Origin of the sequence: Aeromonas sp. 11P, from assembly GCF_051920165.1 — a bacterium.
GTDB classification, from domain to species: domain Bacteria; phylum Pseudomonadota; class Gammaproteobacteria; order Enterobacterales; family Aeromonadaceae; genus Aeromonas; species Aeromonas veronii.
This window is the reverse complement of record NZ_JBQBDJ010000004.1, coordinates 4294918-4316883: the sequence shown is the minus strand read 5'-3', so window position 1 is coordinate 4316883 and position 21966 is coordinate 4294918. Positions and strand designations below refer to the sequence as shown.

Genomic DNA, 21966 nt, shown 5'->3' with positions numbered 1-21966 from the left:
GCGCCATGGTACGCCATCACTGGCATGCGGGACTTGCGCTGGTTCAAAGGTGGCGCGCTATAATGCCTGTATATAAATACAGGCATTGTTACCATGAAGCTGTTAACCCCAGACCCATCACCCGCCGAGGTGACCATCCCGCTGTTCTTGCACCGCGCCTCTTGCGGCTTTCCCAGCCCAGCCAGCGACTATCTGGAAGGGAAGTTGGACCTCAACACCCACTGCGTGCCGCACCCTGCAGCAACCTTCTATCTGCGTGCCGAGGGGGATAGCATGACCGGGGTCGGCATCTTTCCCGGTGACTTGCTGGTGGTCGATAAGAGCCTCACCCCGCGCCATGGTGATGTGGTGATTGCACTACTCGATGGTGGCTTCACGGTAAAGACCTTGCAGCTCAAGCCGAGGTTGCGGCTGTTGCCAGCCAATCCGGCGTTCGCGCCTATCGACCCTTGTATGAGCCTCTCCCTGGAGTTGTTCGGAGTGGTCACCCATGTGATTGGCAATCTGAGGCAGCGTGATGGCTATAGCGCTCGTTGATGTAAACAACTTCTACGCCAGCTGTGAGCGGCTGTTTCGCCCTGAGCTGCGTGGCCGCCCGATCGTGGTGCTCTCCAACAACGATGGATGCGTGGTGTCGCGCAGCCCCGAAGCCAAGGCGATGGGCATCAAGATGGCCGGGCCCTACTTCAAGATCCGCGAGCAGTTCGAGGCGCATGGCGGTGTGGCATTCAGCTCCAACTACGCACTCTATGGCGATATGTCTGGCAGGGTGATGTGCACGTTGGAGACCATGGCCCCCGAGCTGGAGGTCTACTCCATCGATGAAGCATTCCTGTCACTGTCGGAGTCGTTTGCCGGGGACCTGACAGCCTATGGACAACAGATCCGGCAACGAGTGTGGCAGTGGACCGGCCTAACGGTAGGGGTTGGGATCGGCCCCACCAAGACCCTCGCCAAGCTGGCCAACTATGCAGCCAAGAAGTGGCCTGCCACTGGCGGCGTCGTGGACTTGCGTGACGAGCTGCGCCGCGCCCGGCTGATGGCTATCACCCCAGTGGATGAGGTGTGGGGCATAGGGCGGCGCTTGGGGGCCAAGTTGGTGGCTCAAGGCATCAACACCGTGGCTGACCTGGTGGCCAGTGATGCCAAAGGGTTACGCGCCCAATACGGCGTGGTGGTCGAGCGGATCGTACAGGAGCTGCGTGGCTTGCCTTGCGCAGAGCTGACCGTTGAACCGGTGGCGAAGCAGCAGATCCTCTCAAGCCGTTCCTTTGGGGAGCGCGTGACAGACCGTGGAGAAATGGCCCAAGCGTTGTCAGGCTTTATGGCTCGCGCAGCCGAGAAACTGCGGGCCGAGGGGATGTGTTGCCAGCGGGTGCACCTGTTCGTGCGAACCAGCCCCTTTGACGAACGAGCGCCTTACTACAGTGAGCAGGCTGGCGTCCGGCTGGTCTGCCCTAGCGATGACACCCGGTTGCTGCTGCAGCAAGTGAACGTGCTGCTAGCGCTGATTTGGCGCGACGGTTACCGCTATCAGAAGGGGGGCGTCATGCTGAGTGAGTTCACCCCCAAGGGGCAGCAACAGGCAGATCTGTTTGCCCCGTCCTCCGCTCAATCGGACGCGCTGATGGCTGTGATGGACCAGATCAAAGCCAAGGGATTGGGGCGCGTAGGCTTTGCCAGCCAAGGTACGGGGTCGCCTGAGTGGATGATGCGACAAGAGCACTTAAGCCCCTGTTACACCACCCGCTGGGAGGACCTGCCGGTGGCGAGGTAAAAGCCACAGAAGGTTGAACAGTCTATTCAAAGCTCGCTGGACAGGTAAATTTTGGACGGGGAATTTTTTTCCAAACGAGGAACTGATACAACAGAGAGCGCCAACTTTCGCAAGAGTCAGTTACCTTTTGAGGAAGGTGAGAGTTAACATTTCCTCCACGGCCAATTAACCACATATGGCCATGCCAACCCAGATAACACTATGTTACTGCAGAAGTTCTGATGTTAGGCATACGGTTAGGCATATTGAAATTTTCTGAATTGGCGTTTTTTATTTTAAATCAATAAATTAAATATCCAGTTCAATCTCCCCCAGCCCACCAAACGTTTGGAAAGGGCCATCTCGCAAGAGGTGGCCCTTTTTTATTTGTCCATGTCCATCTTGTTTACCGATGTCAAACTGGTTGGATTTTTTCCAATATCCCCCTTGAACTGGCCTTTGGCAAAAATTCAGGCGCATCACCGCGCAGGTTTTATCATCAGGTTGCCATCCCGGTACTAGCCGGACTCACAGCCGCACAGTGGCATGTCGTGGCACAATATTGAGTAAATTGAAGTTGGCCGCTGCATTTTAATGCACTTACAATACGTGCCCACTTTTGTTGGATTCCTTCTGATGCTCCGCCAATGTGATCGTCTATTCCTGTTTCTCCTGCTACTGCTCTGGGGCATGGCGGCGCAAGCCCATACCAGTCTGAATGAGGATGGGTTCGATCTGTCTGAGCGCGCCTGGCTGTCATCACACCGGGAGCTTATCATCGGCATGCCGATGATGGGTGACCCTCCATACAGCTATAAAGATGCAGATCAACGCTTTACCGGCCCAGTCCCCGACATTGCGCAGCAGATTGCCAGAAAACTCGGTTTGACCCTGCGCTACAAGGTCTACCCCTCCAACACGGATGCACTGACCGGACTTGACCACGGCGAAGTGGACATACTGGTCAACTACCAGCCGGGCGAGCAGTGGCGATCCCATATCGTCTCCCTCCCATTTTTGCTCTCCATACCGCGTGGTGTGCTGCTCAACAATGGCAAAACGGAGCTGTCACGACAGGATGCCCATGATTTGCGCTGGGTCTGTGTCTCTGGGGTCAATGCGTGCAGTGAATTGAAAAGAATGGGATTGCCCCGCGTGACCGAGGCGGAGAGCCGCAGCGAAGCCGCCTTTATGCTCAAGCAGCGTCTGGCTGACGCCTATCTAGCCGATATGCCATCACTGATGATGGTGAAAGAGCAGCATCCCAAAACCGGTTTCACCATCGTGACCCCGGAATGGGTGAGCGGCACGGCCCTCTCCATCAATATGAACCAGAGCGACCCGGCACTGGTCAGCCTGGTGAGCAAGGCATTCAACGAGATCCCGATTGAAGATCGCCGTCATCTGTTTAAGGTTTCCGTAACGAGCCCGCACGTCACCACGGGAGAGAGCAAATCCATCCAGTTTACCCCTGAGGAGCAGGAGTGGCTCAACCAACATCCGGTGCTCACTTACGGCGTCTCCCCGGACTGGACATCGATGAGCGAGTTCAATTATCGGGGCAGGCTGGTCGGTTTTGTGGCGGACCTGATGGCGCTGATGCAGCAAGTCTCCGGGCTGAAGTTCTCTCTGGTTCGCACCAATAGCTGGGGAGAAACCCAGAACCTGCTGAAGCTGCGGCAGATCGATTTTATTCCAGCCATCTCCCCCAACCACGATCGCGGCCAATTTGCACTGTTCACCCCCGGCTATCTGTTTGTCGATCGGGTCGTCATTGGTCCCAAGCGTAGTGCCGATATCACGGACATCTCTCTGCTGCGAGGGAAGCGGGTCGGCACGGTGCATGGCTCGGTGGATAAAGAGCTGTTAACCAGCATTGGTGCTCATCCGGTAGAGGTCAACAATGACAACCGCTTGCTGGAGCTACTGGACACGGGCGATGCGGACTACGTGATGTTGACCATGCCCTCCATGAACAAGCGGGTGAGTGAACGCTATCAGGTGGTCTATGCCGGCAAAGACCTGCGCCTGCCGGTCGCCATGGCGGCACGCAAAGATCCCATGCTGCAGCAGATCCTCACCAAGGTGCTCTATTCAATACCGCCGGAGGAGCTCAATAAAGTGGAGAGACGCTGGCTCTCCATGAGTGTGCAGACCGGGATCAATGTCGAAACCGTGCTGCTCTGGTTCGTGATGGGCGGCGCGGCCGCAACCCTGTTGTTTACCCTGTTCTGGGCGTGGAACCGCACTCTGAAACGGGAGATCGTGCAGCGTCAGCGGGCCGAGAAGACGCTCAATGAGCAGCTGGCGTTCGTCCAGACCCTGCTCGACTCCCTGCCCAACATGGTGGCGTTGCGGGATCGCGAGCATCACCTGACCCTCTGCAACCGGGCATACCGCGAGCTGTTTATCGGTGACGGATCAGACGGCGATGGCTGGGGTTATATGACCGGGGACGAGCGGCAACAGATGCTGCGCGAGGAGCGTGCAGTCTGGGAAACCGGCGAGATCTTCGAAGGGTCCGGTTATACCCAGCGCGAGGGGGATGTGCCCCTTCATGTGGTCTACATCAAACTGCCCTACCGTGCAGCAGACGGCACGATTCAGGGGGTGTTGACGGTATTGACAGATGTCAGTGCCCTCAAGGCCGCCGAAAACAAGGTGCGTGAAGTAGAGGGCAGACTGCGGGATATCACCGACAGCATGCCGGGTCTGGTCTATCAATATCTCTGGCAAGGAGCTGGCAAGGGGAAATTCCTCTATCTGTCCCAAGGAGCCAGCGACATTCTCGGGATGACCCACCAAGAGTTGATGGCAGCCGAGTCTGGCGGCGTGATCTTCGGCTTGAACGACGAGGCACTGGCAGCCTTTGTCGATGAGGTGGCCAAACACGCGCAAACCCTTGAGCCGCTCGATATGGAGGTGCTGGTGCCCTCTGCTCAGGGGGCGCGCTATATCCAGATCCGCGGCAACTTTGTGACGCAACAGGGCAATGATCGCCTGCTCAACGGCGTGGTGCAGGACATCACCGCCATCAAGCAACAGGAGCATGAGCTGCGCGAGGCGCGCGCCGCGGCCGAACTGGCGATGCAGGCGCGCAGCCGCTTTTTGGCCACCATGAGTCATGAGCTGAGAACCCCCATCTCGGGCATGCACGGCATGCTGGAGCTGCTGCGCATGAGCGAGCTCAATGATGACCAGCGCTATCTGCTGCGCAATGTGGAGAGCTCGGCCAACCACCTGCTCTATCTGGTCAACGATATCCTCGACTTTTCCAAAATCGAGGCGGGTCAGCTGCACCTCAATCGCCAATCCTGCCGTCTGCAACCTGTGGTGTGCGATGTGATCCGCGGCCATGCCGCACTGGCCTACAACAAGGGGCTGAAGGTCACGCTCCAGTGGGAGGATCAACTCCCCGACCTGGCCGATATCGATCCGGTCAGAGTGGGCCAGGTGGTCTCCAATCTGCTCAACAATGCGGTGAAGTTCACCGAGCAGGGCGCCATTTCGATCCAGGTCAGCTGTCACGACCAGCAGCTGGTTATCGCGGTGAAGGATACCGGCATCGGCATCGCCGAAGAGAAGCAAGCGCTGCTCTTTACCCCGTTCGAGCAGGTGGAATCCGATATCAATCGCCGCTTTGGTGGCACCGGTCTGGGCCTGGCCATCTGTGATCAGCTGGTGAAGAAGATGGGCGGTACCCTGACGGTCAAGAGCCAGCTCGGTGAAGGGGCCTGTTTCCGCTTCAGCATCCCGCTGCTCAATGGCCTGTGGGAACCACCCGCACTGGCGGGCAGCGAATGGTGGTGGCTGGGTAGCGATGCCACCTTGCAGGCCACCATGGTGCGGCTCGGCGCCCGGTTGAGCCCCCTCGACATCCACCAGCTCACCGCCGATCTCGACGGCCTGCTGTTGGCGGAAGAGGCCGCTCTGGAGTCCAGCATGGGGAGCGATTGGCACACCTTGCTGCAGTCCGGCACTCTCAAGGGGGTCATCCTCTCCCCCCGCGAAGCGTTGCGGGGACGCATGGGCTCGGAGAACTGGTGGCGCCTCGGCCAATCCCCTCTCTATCCGGATCTGTTGCTCGAAAGCTGCAGAGAGCTGATCACCGGGCGAGCCGTGGCCCCCCATGCCGCCAGCATCGAAAAACTGAGCGGGCGGGTGCTGGTCGCCGATGATCATCTGGTCAATCGTGCCCTGCTGACCCGTCAACTGGCAATTCTGGGAGTGGAGTGCGAGGTAGTGGAAGATGGCGAGAAGGCGTTGCGCGCTTGGCAAACCCGGGATTTCGCCCTGCTGATCACCGACTGCCACATGCCGCACATGGATGGCTACACCCTGACCCGCCGCCTGCGGGAACAGGGGGAGCAAGCCCCCATCATCGGCGTCACCGCCGATACCTCGGAGGAGGCGGCAGCCAATATGACGGCAGCCGGCATGAACGGCATGCTGTGCAAACCCTATTCGCTGGAGTCACTGCGCCAGATGCTACTGCGGTGGTTGCCCGCGACTACGATCACAGAGAGAGTGCCCGCACGACAGGCCATCAATCTCGACATGCTCGGTCGCTGGCAAGATCTGTTTGGCGATGAAGAGATTGCCAAAAGCATGGCAAGGGAGTATCTGGCCTCCAACCGGAAAGATTGCCACGCTATGATGAGCGCACTCTCCTCCGATGATAGCCAGGAGCTGGTGGAGATCGCCCACCGCATCAAAGGGGCAGCCAGAATGGTCGGGGAGCTCTCCCTGGCCGAGCAGGCGGCGCAACTGGAATCGGCGGCCCGCCTCAAACAGTTGAGCGAGCTCGCGCTGCTGACACAGAGAGTGGAAGAACAGATGAACAATATTGAACGTGAAATGGGATTGTGGCTCGATGAGTAGAACGGCAGACGAGTTGGTCATCATGGTGGTCGAAGATCACGGGTTTCAACGCAAGACCCTGATGCACCAGATCCGGGCGCTCGGTTATCAGCAACTACTGGAGGCCGCAGACGGCATCGAAGCCCTGGCGCTGTGCCAGAGCCACACTGTCGACATCCTGTTCTGCGATCTGCGGATGCCCGGCATGGATGGCATGGCGCTGCTGCGCCGCCTCTCGCTGGGTGGCTTTCGGGGCGGCATCATCCTCTCCAGCGCGCTGGAAGATGACGTGGTGGAGGCCGTGCTGCGGATGAGCGCGGCCTATGGTCTCCATGTGCTGGGTCGCATCGAGAAACCCTCCAGCCCGCAGCGGCTGCGCCAGTTGATCGACTCCTGGGCACCCAAGTCGGCCCCCTCGGGCAAGGACGATGGCCTCGTCCTCTCGGTGGACGAGCTCAAACGCGCCCTCGACAACGATCAGTTGCTGCCCTGGTATCAACCCAAGGTCGGCTTTGCGTCCGGCCAGTGGGTGGGGATGGAGGCGCTGGCCCGCTGGCAGCATCCGGAATACGGGCTGATCTCCCCCGGCATGTTTATCCCGCTGGCGGAAAACAACGGCCTTATCGACCAGCTGACCGATGTCATCATCAACAAGTCGCTGCAGGATTGCCATCTGTGGGGCCAGACCGGTCTCTCCCTCAATCTGTCGATGAATCTCTCAACCACCTCGCTGATTGAGGGAGATCTCTGCCACTTCCTGATCAACCAGTGCCAGCGTTGGGGCGTCAACCCCGAGCTGATCACCCTGGAGGTGACCGAAAGCTCGTTTGTCGAGGATATCGGCAAGGCGCTGGAGGTGCTGACCCGGCTGCGGATGCACGGCTTTGGCCTCTCCATCGATGACTTCGGTACCGGCTACTCCTCGATGCAGCAGCTGGCGCTGCTGCCTTTTACCGAGCTCAAACTTGATCGATCTTTTGTCGATCGCTGCTATGCCGACCCCTCCCGTCTGGCCATCATCGAGTCGAGCATCGAGCTGGCCCGCAAGCTGGGGCTGAAATCAGTCGCCGAAGGGGTGGAAGATGTGCAGACCTGGCAACTGCTGGCCAAGCTGGGGTGCGATATCTGTCAGGGCTTCTTCACCGCCCGCCCGATGCCGCGCAGCGAACTGCAGCACTGGCACCAGATCTGGCAAGCCCGACTGCCGACCCTGATATCCGGCTGATCTCCTGCGACCAACCCTTCGGGCCAACAGCGCGCCGACCGGCAACGTGAATGGCCGCCTTGGAAAAGGTGGCCATTTTCTTTATCTAGGACTCGCCACTCACGCATGCCCGCCCCCTATCCACCAACCTTTTATCCAACCGAGTGCCCCCCCCTTTGCTCTGCATTCGCCGCATGCCTTGAGTCACCATTTATGCAAAATAAGTTGCATCACAAATGGTGCTACTGGCGGATAACGCCTATCGCGAGCGAGAGCAGCCTCTCTTCTACCAGACGCATAAACTGACAATAAGACAATGAATCTTCTGCTTTAAGAGAAATAGTTCTCAACGATGCGCCGTGCCGATGAGGTAGACAAGACAACCTGAAATCGTTTTCCCTTTTGAACAATAAGCTGTCTAAAATCAAATAAAGTTGTAAATAATCTTTGTTATGGTGAGCGTATAGCAAGCGGCCTCCCTGTCGCTTCCCCTGCTGGCTCCGCCAGATGCAGCATTTTCTGCGCCTTGAAAGCGAGTTTATGACGCCATGATCACCATCACCCTCGATGGGGCTCAGTTGACGGTTGACACGACCAGAACCCTGCTCCAGATAGCCAAACAGCACCAGACTGATATCCCCTCCCTGTGCGGTGACAACACCAGCGGCCCCAAGACACCCTGCAATCTCTGCGTGGTCGAGATTGCCGGTCTCGGCATCCGGCGCGCCTGCGAGACGCGCCCCGAGGCAGGGATGGTGATCACCAGCCAAAGCGATGCCCTGCGCGCCCACCGCCAGCAGGCGCTCGGCCGCATCCTCGCAGATCACTACGCCGATTGCGAAGCCCCCTGCCAGCGCGCCTGTCCGGCCGGGGTGGACATTCAATCCTATCTGCATCACATCGCCATGGGGGATCACGAAGCGGCCATGGCCGTCATCAAGCAGACCCTGCCGATGCCCCTCTCCATCGGCCGGGTCTGCCCCGCCTTTTGTGAGGCACAGTGCCGCCGCGCCTTGGTAGATGAACCGCTGGCCATTCGTCAGCTCAAGCGTCACGCCGCCGATCTCGATCTGGCCGAGATTGCCCCCTATCAACCGGCAAAGAAGCCCGCCAAGGGCAAGCGGGTGGCCATTATCGGCAGCGGCCCGGGCGGCCTCACCTGCGGTTACTATCTGGGTTACGAGGGGTTCGAGGTCGATCTGTTCGAGGCGATGCCCGAAGCGGGTGGCTGGCTGCGCTACGGCATCCCCGAATACCGGCTGCCCAAGGCGATTCTCGATCAGGAGATTGCATTGATGTGCCAGAGTGGCATGCGGATCCACACCAGGCAGCGACTGGGCCACCAGATCACCCTCTCGGCGCTGTACCGCGACTATGATGCGGTCTGTCTGGCGGTTGGCGCTTCCAAGGCGGTGCCGATGGATTACCCGGGCAGCACCCTGGCCGGTTGTTATCTCGGGGTCGATTACCTCAAGGATCGGATGCTAGCCAAGCGGCTCACCACCGGCAATAGGGTTGCGGTGATCGGGGGTGGTAATACCGCCATCGACTGCGCCCGCACGGCGGTCAGGCTGGGGGCTGAAACCACCCTTATCTATCGCCGCACACGCGCCGAGATGCCCGCCGAAGCGTACGAAATCGACGAGGCGGAGCACGAAGGGGTGCGCTTTTTGATGCTCACCAATCCTGTAGAGAATCTGGCCGATGAGGCTGGTCGCGTCTGTCAGGTGCGCCTCGAGAAGATGGCCCTCGGCGAGCCGGATGCCTCCGGTCGCCGCCGCCCGGAGCCCACCGGCGAGTACCTCATTGAAGAGTTTGATACCGTGATTGCGGCGGTGTCGCAGCAGCCGGATCTGAGCTTTATGGAGGGGGAGCCCCTCACCCTCCCCTTCACCCGCTGGCAGACGCTGGAATCCCACCCCGACACCATGCACAGCGGCCACGGCAACCTGTTCGCCATCGGCGATCTGCGCCGCGGGCCCGCCACCGCCATCGAAGCGGTTGCCGATGGCCGCAAGGCGGCGCTGGCCATCGTTCAGTTCCTCCACGGTGACATGATCGATACGGTTCGTCCTTTCAACGCCTGCAAGGCTCCCACACTCAAGCAGGTCGATCCCGCCCAGTTTGCCCACCTGAAAAGAGTCGCCCGCACCATCATGCCTCATCTGGCGGATGACGAACGGGAGGGAAGCTTTGCCGAGGTGGAGCGAGGTCTGAGTGATGTCGATGCCCGCAGCGAAGCCAGCCGCTGCCTCGAGTGCGGCTGTCAGGCCAACACCGATTGCGCGCTGCGCGACTATGCCACCCAATACAAGGTCGAGCAGAGCGCTCTCGATACCAGTCAATGCCAGAAGTTTGCAGTGGATAACAGCAGCGAATTTATCGTGTTCGATGCCAACCGCTGCATTGGCTGCGGCCAGTGCGTGCAGACCTGTGGCGAACAGGCGGTGCAGGGTGTGCTGTGCTTTGCCAAGAACAGCGATGGCACCCTCTCGAACCGCCCGCAGTTCGACAGCGGGCTGGCAATGGGTGACTCCCATTGCGTGCAGTGCGGCGCCTGTGTACAGGTCTGCCCTACCGGAGCCCTGGTGGATGCCCGCGACAAGTCGCAGGGGCGCACAGAACTGCTCACGCCGGTCAATACCATCTGTACCTACTGCGGGGTCGGCTGCGGTGTCACCCTCTACGTCGATGAGGCGCATAACCGCATCCGCTATGTGGAGGGGAACCGCAACTCACCGGTCAATCAGGGGCTGCTCTGCGTCAAGGGACGCTTCGGCTTTGACTTTATCCAGAGCGAGGAGCGCCTCACCACCCCGCTTGTCCGCAAGGATGGCGAGCTGGTGCCCGCCAGCTGGCAGGAGGCCATTGCGCTGGTGGCCGAGCGCTTCACCGCCCTGCGCCAACGTTATGGCAGCGATGCGCTGGCAGGTTTCTCGTCGGCCAAAACCACCAACGAAGAGAACTACCTGTTCCAGAAGTTCATGCGCCGGGAGCTGGGCACCAACAACGTGGATCACTGCGCGCGGCTCTGCCACGCCTCCACCGTCACCGGGCTGGAGGCGTCGCTCGGCAGCGGCGCCATGACCAACGACATCCCGAGCATCGACCACTCGGATCTCATCTTTATCATCGGCTCCGACACCTCGGCGGCCCACCCCATCATCGGCTCCCATATCAAGCGGGCAGTCACCACGGGCAAGGCACGGCTGGTAGTGGCCGATCCGAAGCGGATCGAGATGGCCGACCATGCCAGCCTCTATCTGGCCCACCGCCCCGGCACCGACGTGATGCTGCTCAACGGCCTGATGCAGCAGATCATCCAGAACGACTGGCACGACAAGGCCTATATCGCCGAGCGGGTGGAAGGGTTCGAAGCGCTGCAAGCAGAGGTGCTCTCCCCCGCCTATGCGCCGGACAAGGTAGCCCTTGTCACCGGCGTACCGGCCGAGCAGGTGATCGAGCTCGCCCGCCTCATCGGCACCGCCGAACGCACCGCCATCTACTACTCCATGGGGATCACCCAGCACACTACCGGCCACGACAACGTGCGGGCCATCGCCAACCTGCAACTGCTGTGCGGCAACATCGGCATCGAAGGGGGCGGCATCAACCCGCTGCGGGGCCAATCCAACGTGCAGGGTGCCTGTGACATGGGGGCGCTGCCCAACTGCCTGCCCGGCTATCAGAAGGTGGCCGACCCAGAGGTACATGCCCGCTTCGCCACTGCCTGGCAGCAGCCTGACTTGCCGCGCACGCCCGGCCTTACCCTTACCGAGACCATAGATGCCGCCTGCGCGGGCAGCATCAAGGGGCTCTACGTGATGGGGGAAAACCCGGTGCTGAGCGATCCGGACCAGCATCACGTCATCGAGGGGCTCAAGCAGCTGGAGTTTCTGGTGGTGCAGGATATCTTCCTCTCCGAAACCGCCCAGCTCGCCGATGTGGTGCTCCCCTCCTGCTCCTTTGCCGAGAAGAGCGGCCACTTCACCAACACCGAGCGGCGGGTGCAGCGCATCTCCCCCGCCCTCAAGGCGCCGGGTGAAGCGCGGGAGGATTGGTGGATCATCCAGCAGATCGCCAACGCCATGGGCGGCGACTGGCGCTATCAACACCCGCAGGAGATCACCGCCGAGATCTGCCAGGTTACCCCGCAATACGCCGGCATCCAGTGGGACAAGGTGGGAGCACAAGGGCTACAGTGGCCCTGCAACGACGCGGCGCCCGAAGGCACTCGCCTGCTCCACGGCAAGCAGTTCACCCGTGGCAAGGGGGAGATGGTCGCCACCCCGTTCCGCTATGCCGCCGAACTGCCCGACGAGACCTATCCCATCGTGCTCACTACCGGCCGCCTGCTGGAGCAGTTCCACACCGGCACCATGACCCGCAAGACCAAGGGGCTCGACAAGCTGGCCGGGCCACGGGTGATGATGAGCGTGGTGGACGCCGAGCGGATGGGCATCAGCAACAGCGAGCGGGTGAAAGTCACCAGCCGCCGTGGCCATATCGAACTGCCCGCCTTCGTCACCAAGCGGATGCAACCGGGCGTGGTCTTTATTCCGTTCCACTTTGCCGAAGCACCGGCCAACCGGCTCACCATCAATGCCACCGACCCCCACGCCAAGATCCCCGAGTTCAAGGTGGCAGCGGTGCGCATCGAAAAGCTGACCAGCCAACACACCTCGACACAACAACCAGAGATGGAGATAGCCTGACCGGAGATCAGGTAACATGCAGGATTGTAGTGGTCTAATCATCTCGGACACCATTTTAGGTGGTACAGTCGCCACTATGACCTGAGGTGTTCAATGACAAGATTACGTCGCTCATTTACTGCCGAATTCAAACTAGAAGCCGCATCCCTGGTGCTCGACCAGGGATATTCTGTCCCTGAAGCCAGCCGTTCACTGGATGTCGGTGAAACCGTGCTTCGTCGCTGGGTTCAGCAGCTCCAATCCGAACGCTGCGGCACAACCCCAATCAGCAAAGAACTGACACCGGAACAGCAGAAAATCCAGGAGCTGGAAGCCCGTATCAACCGACTCGAACGTGAAAAAGACATTCTAAAAAATGTATGGTCTGCTCCTTATCTGCAAGCGTGAACTGATTTCCAGAAGTCGTTTGCGTCAATGTATCCGGCCTGTCTGTGAGCCGTTTTCCGGCTCTAGCCTTGATGGGATCCGCACGTCGTCGTCCTAATAAAACTACCAGTCATGAGAGACTGCTTTTATAGCCAGGCTGCAACGTCGTGGGGTAAACGCTTCTGTCATCTGTTTTTGGCTCGCAAAACCGAGTATGAGTTCTATCAGTTAAACGGCTGAACTTGTGTTGGGATACGGTTGGTAATCCCTGCCGGATGTCAGCACTTTCCAGCAAATTCGCATTATCTTATTGGCCAAGGCGATAAGGACCACATGGTGGTGATGGCCGACCTCTAGCCTCGCGACCCATTCGCCTAACGATGATTTGTCACGCTTCATGTGAATTTTCAGCGCTTTGGCGCCCTGAATAACCATTTGCCTTAAATAGCTATTGCCACGCTTACTGATCCCGCCGAGCGAAGATTTGCCACCCGTTGAATATTGCCTGGGGACCAGCCCCAACCAGGCTGACAGGTCGCGGGCTTTCTTGAATTGTGAGCCATTGCCAATTGCGGCAATCAACGCGGTTGAGACAATTGGTCCAATGCCGGGGACGGTACTGATTTTTTGGCACACACTCGATGTGCTCGAGGCTTGTCCGAGCATGAGGCTCATCTCATCAATCTGAATATCCAGCTGTTGCCACCGTTCTCTCAGACGCAATACCAGGGCGCGGATAAAGTCAGGCAAGCCATTCTCAGCATCTTCAAGGATCGTCGGCAGAGAGCGCTCGAAGATTTTTCTGCCGACTGGCATGGTGAGCCCATATTCCAGCAGAAACGCTCGCATCTGATTGACAGTGGCGGTACGTTCGACGATGAAACGCTGACGGACGCGATGAGTCGCCTGCAATGCCAATTGTTCATGAGATTTCAACGGGACACAGCGCATAGTGCCTCTGCTACCAGCCTCGGCAATGGCGGTGGCATCGTTGAAGTCATTCTTGTTCGATTTGAGGTAGGGCTTAACAAATTGAGCGGGAATAATCTTGGGCTCGAACCCCGCCTGTTGGAACAGGCGTCCCCAGTATTGCGAACCAGGACATGCCTCGAAGGCAACCCGACAGGGTGGAGTCGTACTGATGAACTGTTTCAGTTGTGAACGAGTGAGCTTTTGCTTGGTCAATACATGCCCCATGCGATCCATCGCCACCAGGTGAAACTAGTTTTTGCCTAAATCGATCCCGTAAATGTAAATCTGCGCTTGAGTCATGATGAGCCTCCTTGATGCTGGCTCCAGCATAGCGGGGTGGATGGAGCAGACCATCCCATTAGGCTACTGCTCTCTTGATGGCGGACGAGTTCACACGTATGCGCAGATAGACCGATTAAGGGAGCAAGCCCCCATTACTCTGGTCTGCTGCGCTTTCGATGTTCCAACATCCTGTTTTTAAGACTATCTGGCTCGCAGGCGGACGATTAACTGTGAGCGTATGCAACAGCGCTGTGAGTTGCGCCGTTTGTTCAAAGAAAGCCGGAACTCAGCGGGCAGCCGCGCCTTGATGTCGATGATGAGAGAGTTGGGGTATCCGATTGGCCGATTCAAAGTACGTAACCTGATGAAGGAAGCCGGGCTGGCATCCAAACAGCCGGGCGCACACCGCTATAAGGTGGCACAGTCTGAACGACCGGACATTCCCAATCTGCTGGCCCGCGAATTTGATGTCCAGCAACCCAATCAGGTGTGGTGTGGCGATATCACCTACGTCTGGGCAGGTGGTCGCTGGCATTACCTGGCAGCGGTTCTTGACCTGCACACCCGGCGGGTCGTGGGATGGGCGATGTCTGATAAACCTGATGCAGAATTGGCAATCAAAGCACTGGAGATGGCCTATCAGCAGCGGGGTTGCCCGTCCGGCGTGCTGTTTTACTCCGACCAGGGCAGCCAATATGGCAGTAGGGCATTTCGGCAACGACTGTGGCGCTATCGCATGACCCAGAGCATGAGTCGGCGTGGCAACTGCTGGGATAACGCCCCGATGGAGCTGTTGTTCAGAAGCCTGAAGTCAGAGTGGCTCCCTGCAACGGGATACATGAGCATACGGGAGGCAAAGCGGGATATCAGTTATTACCTGATGGATTACTACAACTGGCGGCGTCCACATCACCACAATGACGGGATACCGCCAGCAAAAGCCGAAGAACGGCCTAACCAAGTGTCCGGATTTAGTTGACCACTACACTAGAGCAGGCGACCATCGACGCTATCACCCTGTTCGGTGACAAGAACACCAAGAACGTGGTGCTGGAAAAGAGCTACAAGGAGTACATGGAAGGCTTTACCGACCTCGTAACCGGTCAAGCACGGCGCGGCTTTATGGATGTGGTGAGCGAGCTGGAGCAGTGCTTTCCTGATCCTGCGGCCATTGAGAAAGAGGCCGACAAGAAAGCGTTCGCGAAACTCTTTGGCGAGTATCTACGCGTAGAGAACTTGCTACAAAACTATGACGAGTTTGCCAGCCTGAAGGCCCTGCAAAGCGTAGATATGAGCGATCCTGAAGCGGTCGAAGCATTTAAAGCCGAACACTATCTGGATGATGCAAAGCTGGCCGAGTTGCACAGCATTCGCCTGCCTGCCGAACGCACAATCCAAGACTACCATTCTACTTACAATGACATCCGAGATTGGCAGCGTCGGCAAAATCAGCAGAGGAAAAAGACAAATCTACCATCGATTGGGATGACATCGTCTTTGAGGTGGATCTGCTCAAATCCCAGGAGATCAACCTCGATTACATACTTGAACTGATTTATGAACACAACAAGAAAACCAGAAGCAAAGCTGCGCTAGTAGATGAAGTGCGCCAACTGATCCGTGCAAGCCTTGGCAATCGAGCCAAGGAAAGCCTGCTGGTCGATTTTATCAATCAAACCGACTTGGACCAGATAGGTGATGCCGCCAGCGTCATCGAAGCGCTCTACGCGTTTGCTCAGGCTGAGCAACGGCGAGAAGCAGATGAGCTGATCAGCTCTGAAAATCTGAATGTGGAAGCGGCAAAGCAGTATATCAGTAATTCGCTCAAGCGCGAATTCGCCAGCGAAAACGGCACCGAGCTCAATTCACTGTTGCCCAAGATGAGCCCGCTAAACCGCAATATCTGACCAAAAAACAGAGCGTTTTCCAGAAGATCGCAGCCTTTGTAGAGAAGTACAAGGGCGTGGGTGGCGATCTGTAACGATAGTCGTTACTCCTAAACAACAGGCTGATGTCTTAATGGCATTAGCCTGTTTAATAGCTCAGAGTTAGCCTTATTCATTAAGGCTATGCTTGCAGCTTCGATAGTTGGCCTTAAATGAAGTGTTTCGTAGGGTTGCAAGTCGAAAAATGGGTCTGGTGCTCGCGGAGCGAGGAAAATAAAAAAAGGACAGGGTTTTTCATTAATTTCAGTAGTGAATTGATCATTAGCATTTGTAGTTACATACACCACAAATCACGTGGGCTGCATCCACACCGGTTACAATAAACCACCTCAGAAGTCGCCTCTGTCACTAGCTCCTCATACTACATCGCAGTGTAGTGGCCAACTGGTTTTGTATCACATTGGCTGTTGAGATAGCGCTCTTACCCCCTCAAAATTATTAGAGTTTATAGATAGCTTTGCCATTTTAGGGCTCAATTATAATGTTTAACTAATAATTTGAGAGAAAAGTCAAGACATTTATTGTTTGCCCTATTGCAAACGCATTGGAATAATGCATATCGTTCTTTTCGTACATACCAGTGAGTGTATGTAGACACATAATTTATATTTATAATTTCTTCCTAGAGATTAAAAGCCGCTAAGGAGAATGCCTACGCCAAATTTTGGGTATGAATGCTGGAGAAGTATTTAAATATTTAATGACTGTAATAAAAGTGTATCGTTGAAAAACGCCACCATATTATTATAAATAACTAAATTAGGTGAATATGTTTGTGTTGAGTTGTGGCGATAACTGCCATTTGAAATTTGGGATTGATGAATCTAACGCGCTGAGGGATAAAATCGTAGAAATTATTGGCGATGGTGAGCCTAGGAATTCAATTAAAATTATAATTGATAAGGATTCAATTTTTCATGCGGTGAAAATTGCATTCTATTATAAGATCACAGTCGTGCTGGATGAGCATGAGCTTAAGGCTTGTTCGAACAAGGTCAATCTAGGGTTGCTGCTGCTCGGGTATGCTAAAACTGAGTTGGAGTAGCAAGAAGCAATTGATTTTGTGGCGGTAAACTCTCATCATTTTTGTCCAGAAATAATGTCTCAGACGTCTCTAATTGATTATGTTTGGTCTCAAACTAGTAATCGATTCCATACTCGAATCGCCGAGGCTATAAATAAACACTTGTTTGCTAAAAAGAGCGCGGTATCTTTGGCGCACAATTTCTATACTAAGAATGATAATATTACTGAAACTAATATCGATCTTTGTCACGAAAGATTGTGTCTAGATCGTTCCCCTGGGATTCACATAGTTGTTACCCCACCAGGTACGGGTAAAACAACTAATTGCCTAATACCCACATTCGACGAGGCTGGGAATAATGGTATGCATCCTATTTTTTAAATCCATCTCGAGCGTTCACGAATTCACTGTATCCTGATCAGGATGAACGACACTATCATACAGATATCACCAAAAATGAAACCGGTGTCTATGGTGTTGCTCTGAGCATTTTATATAATAAAAAATATATGCATGTACGGGATAAGTGCCAAGCTTTAATTATAGATGAATTTGAGGGTGTTTATAATTTAATGCACTCATAATTGGGCATGAGAGTCATCAGTTGATGAATACATTGAAAGGATGGATAATTTCAAAAGAATTATTACTGATGCCAGCACGGTTGTTATTGCCGATGCGTTTTTAAGTTAAGACTCATTTGGTTTTTTTGGTTGGTTTGGCTGAGTTCAGTAATAAGAAAGTGTTCGTATATAGGTCATCCAAACCTAAAGTGATACCAGAAATATATTTAACTACTAAATCAGATATTATAAACAAGATCAATGAGCATGCATCAAGTGACAAAAAATGTATTGTATTTAGCGACGAGGTACACAATGCAAAAAAATCAAATGTTAACGTGTTGGTAAATGCAATAAATACACCAGATAAAATATTAATCGATGATGACACTGCTCGTAAATTCCCTAATGGCGCTATAAATAAAAGTGTTAGCAGTAAACAGATATCAATTTTTACACCGGTTGTGAAAAATGGATTTAGTTTCACAGATAAGGACCTAACATTTACTACAATTATTTAAAATGGGCTCGTTCAGCCTAATGATATTAGGCAGTTTGTCCACCGAGCGAGGAATTATAATAATGTATTTTTAGCGCTTCTTGGTGGCAAAAATCGAGTATATAAAAATAGCGATCATATCATTACAGAGCTGGCGATGTCAGCGTTGGGGTGTGATTACTCTATTGAAAGTTTGCATGAGTATTGCCAAAACCCCACATTAATTCATATGACTAACCGATTGTTTATTCAGCATAAATTGTGTTTGGATTATAATTTCACCCTACTAACGATGTTTGAACAACAAGGTTATAAAATTAGCTATCTTTCACCTTAGAAGTCGATGAAGGATAAAAAAATTCTTAAGTTAGCTGTGTTGAAAACAGAGGAGTGGCGAGTTAACGGGTTATTAAACAGAAGTGAATTTTATGCTGGTGAGGCTTTTGATATTGAGCATTTTTACGGTGAAAAATTAAGTGAGGAGTTGATAAAATTTGACGATAGAGGAAATACTCGCAGAATAATTACGAATAACATTCCAGTATATAAGGGGGCTGACTATTATAAATCCATAACATTTGCAATGATAAGATCGCTAGCCAATGAGTTAAAACTCAGTGACAATTATTGCTACAGTAGTGATGAAGCTGGTAAATTCCTAGCTTGGATTGAGAATGGAAAATTTGAGTTTGGTCATGAACTCATTGCAGTATAAAAATTCTTTAATAAGGACTATTTTATAATCCCATCTAACAGAAAAATTCCAATTAAGTTTTTAGAGTCATTCCTTAATAATAATTTTGGTTATGAAACGTATATGAGTCAGGAAAAAATTACTATCGTGATGGAGCAGGGGCGGGGCGTTCAAAACGAACTGTTAAAACAGCGCGTCTGTCAAATAATATTAGAGAGTGGGTTGCTAAAATTTTGAGCCGTTACTAAACTAGAATGCTATGTATATTGCTGTTACTATCAAAACACCGGTCTTAAGTCGGTGTTTTTGACGCGGATCCAGTCTAGTTGCCAACTAAATGTAATTCATATCAACTAGACTGGAATCGTGATCTTGTTAACATTAATAATCCTAAATTAATGATACTAATGTCGCGTAAATTTTGGTATGTAAAAGATATTGGGAATGCCTTGCAGGATATAAATATGAAATATATTGTTGTTGAAGACCATGTTGTACCTCAGCTTTTCACTACTGCAATTGAGGCTTATGAGTTTGAGCATAGAGCTCACCTAAAAGGAAAGGGGGCTATCAATCTTGAAACATTTGGCCTTTTGTGGGGATATTCAATTCCTCAGAAGGGTGAAAATCCCGCTCGAATTGTATCTACAATGGCTACTGTTGAAACGTCTGCATTGAGGCATCAAGACTGGGTACGGCCAGACCTTAATTCGATAATAGCAAAAAAGGAGTTTTTTACGAAATACTGGCCTAATATAGAACTGGTTGGCACATTTCATTCTCATCCATATGCAGATTTAGATACTGTGAATGAAATTAAGGGGTGGCGTGCATCGGATGGTGACAAAGATTTCTGGCCGTGGTTTCATGAGTATGTATCACCAGAGCAACCCCTATTGGCGCATATAATTGTAACCATTACTAAGCTTGAACGGAAAGGATGGGCGTATCCGGATCGATTAAGGGGTAATGAGAGAAAGATGGGCTATGTACTATCAGCTGATAATAGAAAGCTGTGGCTGCGTTCATATGGAAGTCAAATAGATTTTGATGATAATGGTGAGGAGATGTTTATTTTTAAGGATGATCTTCAAATTGAAATCCCCTCCCTTCAAAACAGATTTTGGGAAAATTCGTAATTTATTTTTTAGTTTATTGCAACGAGTTAATAATCATGTGAAGCTAATTTTGTCATCAGGCACCGGCCATAAACAGGGCGGGATCGCACTTTGTTAAGGAAATTCGAACAGGCCGACCGTCTGTGATCTAATCACGTCTCCATGCGGGCAGCGCGCTCGGTGAGCGCCAAGGATGGCGCGAGTCAATCCCGACCGGGAATCACATCCTTTGCTTCCCCATGCATCAAAACACGTAGGATGCCCCGCAGAGGCGCGTATTTCCTTGCGTACTAAGGACTCATAGTTGACTCACATGCGTAATCTTTTGGTCGCTCACAGTTTCAAATCGATGACCTGCCGACTGGCACAGCAGATGGGATAATCGCTTCTCTCCGAATTACTCCCCATCCTAGACGTCGAGCTGACCTGTACTCATAACCACCTTAATTAAAGTTCAAAACTTCTACCTAAGATAGGTGTTTGATATGATTCATCTGACGCTTAAGTCTCTATGAAACTTAGTTACAACACTCTTGGGTGAGCTAAACGACTCTATCGCTACGTTTTTGTGCTTAGCAGTATATTGAAATATGGATTTGTTGACAGATTTATCTGCAAAAGGAGGCCTAATGCAGACGTGGAAGTTCAGCATCAAACCTGAAAGCGATGAAGGGTATGATCCTTTTATTAAGTGCAAAGAGCTTGGCATGGTCGGAATAGGATGGTCTCATGGTTACGAAAATGAGCAGCCTAAGAACTTAGATGAAGCACAACTGTTAATTAAAGATACGTGGAATATCACGGATATCCCTAGACCAATTCAAATAATGTTTGATGAAATTAAACCTGGAGATCACCTTTGGATGCAAAGAAACGGTCACTACTATCTTTGCATTGCCGGAGATAAAAAATACATTGCAAGGGAAATATGTGAGGATTTTTATCATTACGATCTAGGTCACGCTATCGAGGCAAAATGGATCGAGGTCCCTGATGATTTAGTTTGTGGATCAGTACAAAGGGGAACTATAGCTCGGAGAATGGTTCAAAGAATTAACCTATCCGAAGCGGAGGTAAGACTTAATCGATATCTATTAACTCATCTATGTAATGACTTATCTCGCCTTCCAAGCATTGATATAGCGGTAATTCGTAGTGTTTTGGATACAATAGATCAAGATTCATTGTTTGGATTGCTATCTCCTGATGATGTCGAGGACATTGTTGCCTCAAAACTTCAGACGGAAGGTTGGATTTTGATAAAATCTACTTGCTTTCGCTCAAAACCTCACTTCGAATTTTCCATGACAAATAGTGATGGAGAAACAGGCTTAGTTCAAGTGAAGTCGGGGAGGTGGCCATCTACGCTTAACCCTGCTAATTATGAAGAGTATCTGCGTGAAAACAACAAGGTTTTTTTATTCTCAACACATCCAGATTCTTATCAAGGTGGAAGTATAGAAAATATCGTTTGTTTGACTAAAAATGAACTTATCGAGTGGATGAAAATGCACTGTAATTTGCTTACTTCTACAGTAAAGTTGAAATTGTCGTTACAAAACGGTTAACAATTTTTTTTGTACAGATCTAGTTATCACCTGACACCGGCCTCAAACCGGTGTCTTGTTTATGCTACTTTCGTGCGCCCTTCCTTTGGTATCAATTTCAGACCCTTTCACCATGCTGCATCTATCACCCTACCTGATTACTAGCCCGCTCCAGCACATCCTCCAATGAGCTCGCCTGGGAGGGACTAATCGTGCAACCAAGTACCCAATCTAGCTAACAATTGGTTGCGTAGGTCTGATGATTGCAGCTGATTTCGTAGAACTGTTGGCGGCTATAGCTGAGGCACTTGCTGGCTTTGCTGACGTTATTGAGCTCTTTGGTGAGCTCTAACAGGCTGAGTTTATGACGTGCTACTTTCTCGATGGTGGTCATATGGTGACTCCAGATAACACGGT

Annotated in this window: 12 protein-coding genes and 3 pseudogenes; 13 read left to right on the top strand and 2 right to left on the bottom strand. The window is 53.1% G+C overall.

Features of this window, described 5'->3' with window-relative positions:
* Positions 1-93 precede the first annotated feature (93 nt).
* From umuD to ACTG1P_RS20055, 6 genes and pseudogenes are all read left to right on the top strand, one after another.
* Complete coding sequence (gene umuD / locus ACTG1P_RS20080; protein WP_368172800.1) at positions 94-537, top strand: translesion error-prone DNA polymerase V autoproteolytic subunit; 444 nt, start codon at positions 94-96, stop codon at positions 535-537.
* Complete coding sequence (gene umuC / locus ACTG1P_RS20075; RefSeq protein ID WP_440002059.1) at positions 518-1777, top strand: translesion error-prone DNA polymerase V subunit UmuC; 1260 nt, start codon at positions 518-520, stop codon at positions 1775-1777. Before umuD ends, umuC begins: the two co-directional genes overlap by 20 nt.
* A 615-nt stretch (positions 1778-2392) precedes the next feature.
* Positions 2393-6637 carry an ATP-binding protein gene (locus ACTG1P_RS20070; RefSeq protein WP_440002058.1) on the top strand — a complete coding sequence of 1415 codons (4245 nt, stop codon included), beginning with the start codon at positions 2393-2395 and terminating at the stop codon, positions 6635-6637.
* Positions 6630-7841 carry an EAL domain-containing response regulator gene (locus ACTG1P_RS20065; protein ID WP_005353540.1) on the top strand — a complete coding sequence of 404 codons (1212 nt, stop codon included), beginning with the start codon at positions 6630-6632 and terminating at the stop codon, positions 7839-7841. Before ACTG1P_RS20070 ends, ACTG1P_RS20065 begins: the two co-directional genes overlap by 8 nt.
* 527 nt (positions 7842-8368) lie before the next feature.
* On the top strand, positions 8369-12535 hold the full coding sequence (gene fdhF, locus ACTG1P_RS20060; RefSeq protein ID WP_440002057.1) for a formate dehydrogenase subunit alpha: 4167 nt from the start codon (positions 8369-8371) through the stop codon (positions 12533-12535).
* Between the two features lie 93 nt (positions 12536-12628).
* Positions 12629-12889, top strand: a pseudogene (locus ACTG1P_RS20055) (transposase); the annotation flags it as partial.
* 240 nt (positions 12890-13129) lie between these two features.
* Here ACTG1P_RS20055 and ACTG1P_RS20050 read toward each other — a convergent pair.
* On the bottom strand, positions 13130-14116 hold the full coding sequence (locus ACTG1P_RS20050) for an IS110 family transposase (protein ID WP_440002324.1): 987 nt from the start codon (positions 14114-14116) through the stop codon (positions 13130-13132).
* A 118-nt stretch (positions 14117-14234) separates the two neighbouring features.
* On the opposite strand from ACTG1P_RS20050, the pseudogene ACTG1P_RS20045 reads away from it, so the two are divergent.
* The 7 genes and pseudogenes from ACTG1P_RS20045 to ACTG1P_RS20015 all read left to right on the top strand — a co-directional run.
* Positions 14235-15134: pseudogene (locus tag ACTG1P_RS20045) on the top strand (IS3 family transposase); the annotation flags it as partial.
* Entirely contained in the window at positions 15131-15709 is a 579-nt protein-coding gene (locus tag ACTG1P_RS20040) for a type I restriction endonuclease subunit R, EcoR124 family (RefSeq protein ID WP_440002056.1), read from the top strand. The pseudogene ACTG1P_RS20045 and the gene ACTG1P_RS20040, both read left to right, overlap by 4 nt.
* On the top strand, positions 15658-16062 hold the full coding sequence (locus ACTG1P_RS20035; protein ID WP_440002055.1) for a type I restriction endonuclease subunit R, EcoR124 family: 405 nt from the start codon (positions 15658-15660) through the stop codon (positions 16060-16062). Before ACTG1P_RS20040 ends, ACTG1P_RS20035 begins: the two co-directional genes overlap by 52 nt.
* Positions 16063-16870: 808 nt before the next feature.
* Positions 16871-17146, top strand: coding sequence for a hypothetical protein (locus tag ACTG1P_RS20030; RefSeq protein ID WP_440002054.1), 276 nt, complete (start codon positions 16871-16873; stop codon positions 17144-17146).
* 1387 nt (positions 17147-18533) lie between these two features.
* Entirely contained in the window at positions 18534-18905 is a 372-nt protein-coding gene (locus tag ACTG1P_RS20025; RefSeq protein WP_440002053.1) for a hypothetical protein, read from the top strand.
* Between the two features lie 386 nt (positions 18906-19291).
* Positions 19292-20023: a hypothetical protein gene (locus ACTG1P_RS20020; RefSeq protein WP_440002052.1), complete on the top strand. Its 732-nt coding sequence runs from the start codon at positions 19292-19294 to the stop codon at positions 20021-20023.
* 608 nt (positions 20024-20631) lie between these two features.
* Positions 20632-21570, top strand: a complete 939-nt coding sequence (locus ACTG1P_RS20015) for a hypothetical protein (protein ID WP_440002051.1) — start codon at positions 20632-20634, stop codon at positions 21568-21570.
* A gap of 229 nt (positions 21571-21799) precedes the next feature.
* Here ACTG1P_RS20015 and ACTG1P_RS20010 read toward each other — a convergent pair.
* Positions 21800-21943, bottom strand: a pseudogene (locus ACTG1P_RS20010) (IS481 family transposase); the annotation flags it as partial.
* Positions 21944-21966 lie beyond the last annotated feature (23 nt).

What these genes read in the sequence shown, in the direction of transcription:
- umuD (WP_368172800.1), top strand. Translation starts at nt 94, where the DNA reads ATGAAGCTGTTAACCCCAGACCCATCACCCGCCGAGGTGACCATCCCG.
- umuC (WP_440002059.1), top strand. Translation starts at nt 518, where the DNA reads ATGGCTATAGCGCTCGTTGATGTAAACAACTTCTACGCCAGCTGTGAG.
- ACTG1P_RS20070 (WP_440002058.1), top strand. Translation starts at nt 2,393, where the DNA reads ATGCTCCGCCAATGTGATCGTCTATTCCTGTTTCTCCTGCTACTGCTC.
- ACTG1P_RS20065 (WP_005353540.1), top strand. Translation starts at nt 6,630, where the DNA reads ATGAGTAGAACGGCAGACGAGTTGGTCATCATGGTGGTCGAAGATCAC.
- fdhF (WP_440002057.1), top strand. Translation starts at nt 8,369, where the DNA reads ATGATCACCATCACCCTCGATGGGGCTCAGTTGACGGTTGACACGACC.
- ACTG1P_RS20030 (WP_440002054.1), top strand. Translation starts at nt 16,871, where the DNA reads ATGTTTGTGTTGAGTTGTGGCGATAACTGCCATTTGAAATTTGGGATT.
- ACTG1P_RS20025 (WP_440002053.1), top strand. Translation starts at nt 18,534, where the DNA reads ATGAAGGATAAAAAAATTCTTAAGTTAGCTGTGTTGAAAACAGAGGAG.
- ACTG1P_RS20020 (WP_440002052.1), top strand. Translation starts at nt 19,292, where the DNA reads ATGTCGCGTAAATTTTGGTATGTAAAAGATATTGGGAATGCCTTGCAG.
- ACTG1P_RS20015 (WP_440002051.1), top strand. Translation starts at nt 20,632, where the DNA reads ATGCAGACGTGGAAGTTCAGCATCAAACCTGAAAGCGATGAAGGGTAT.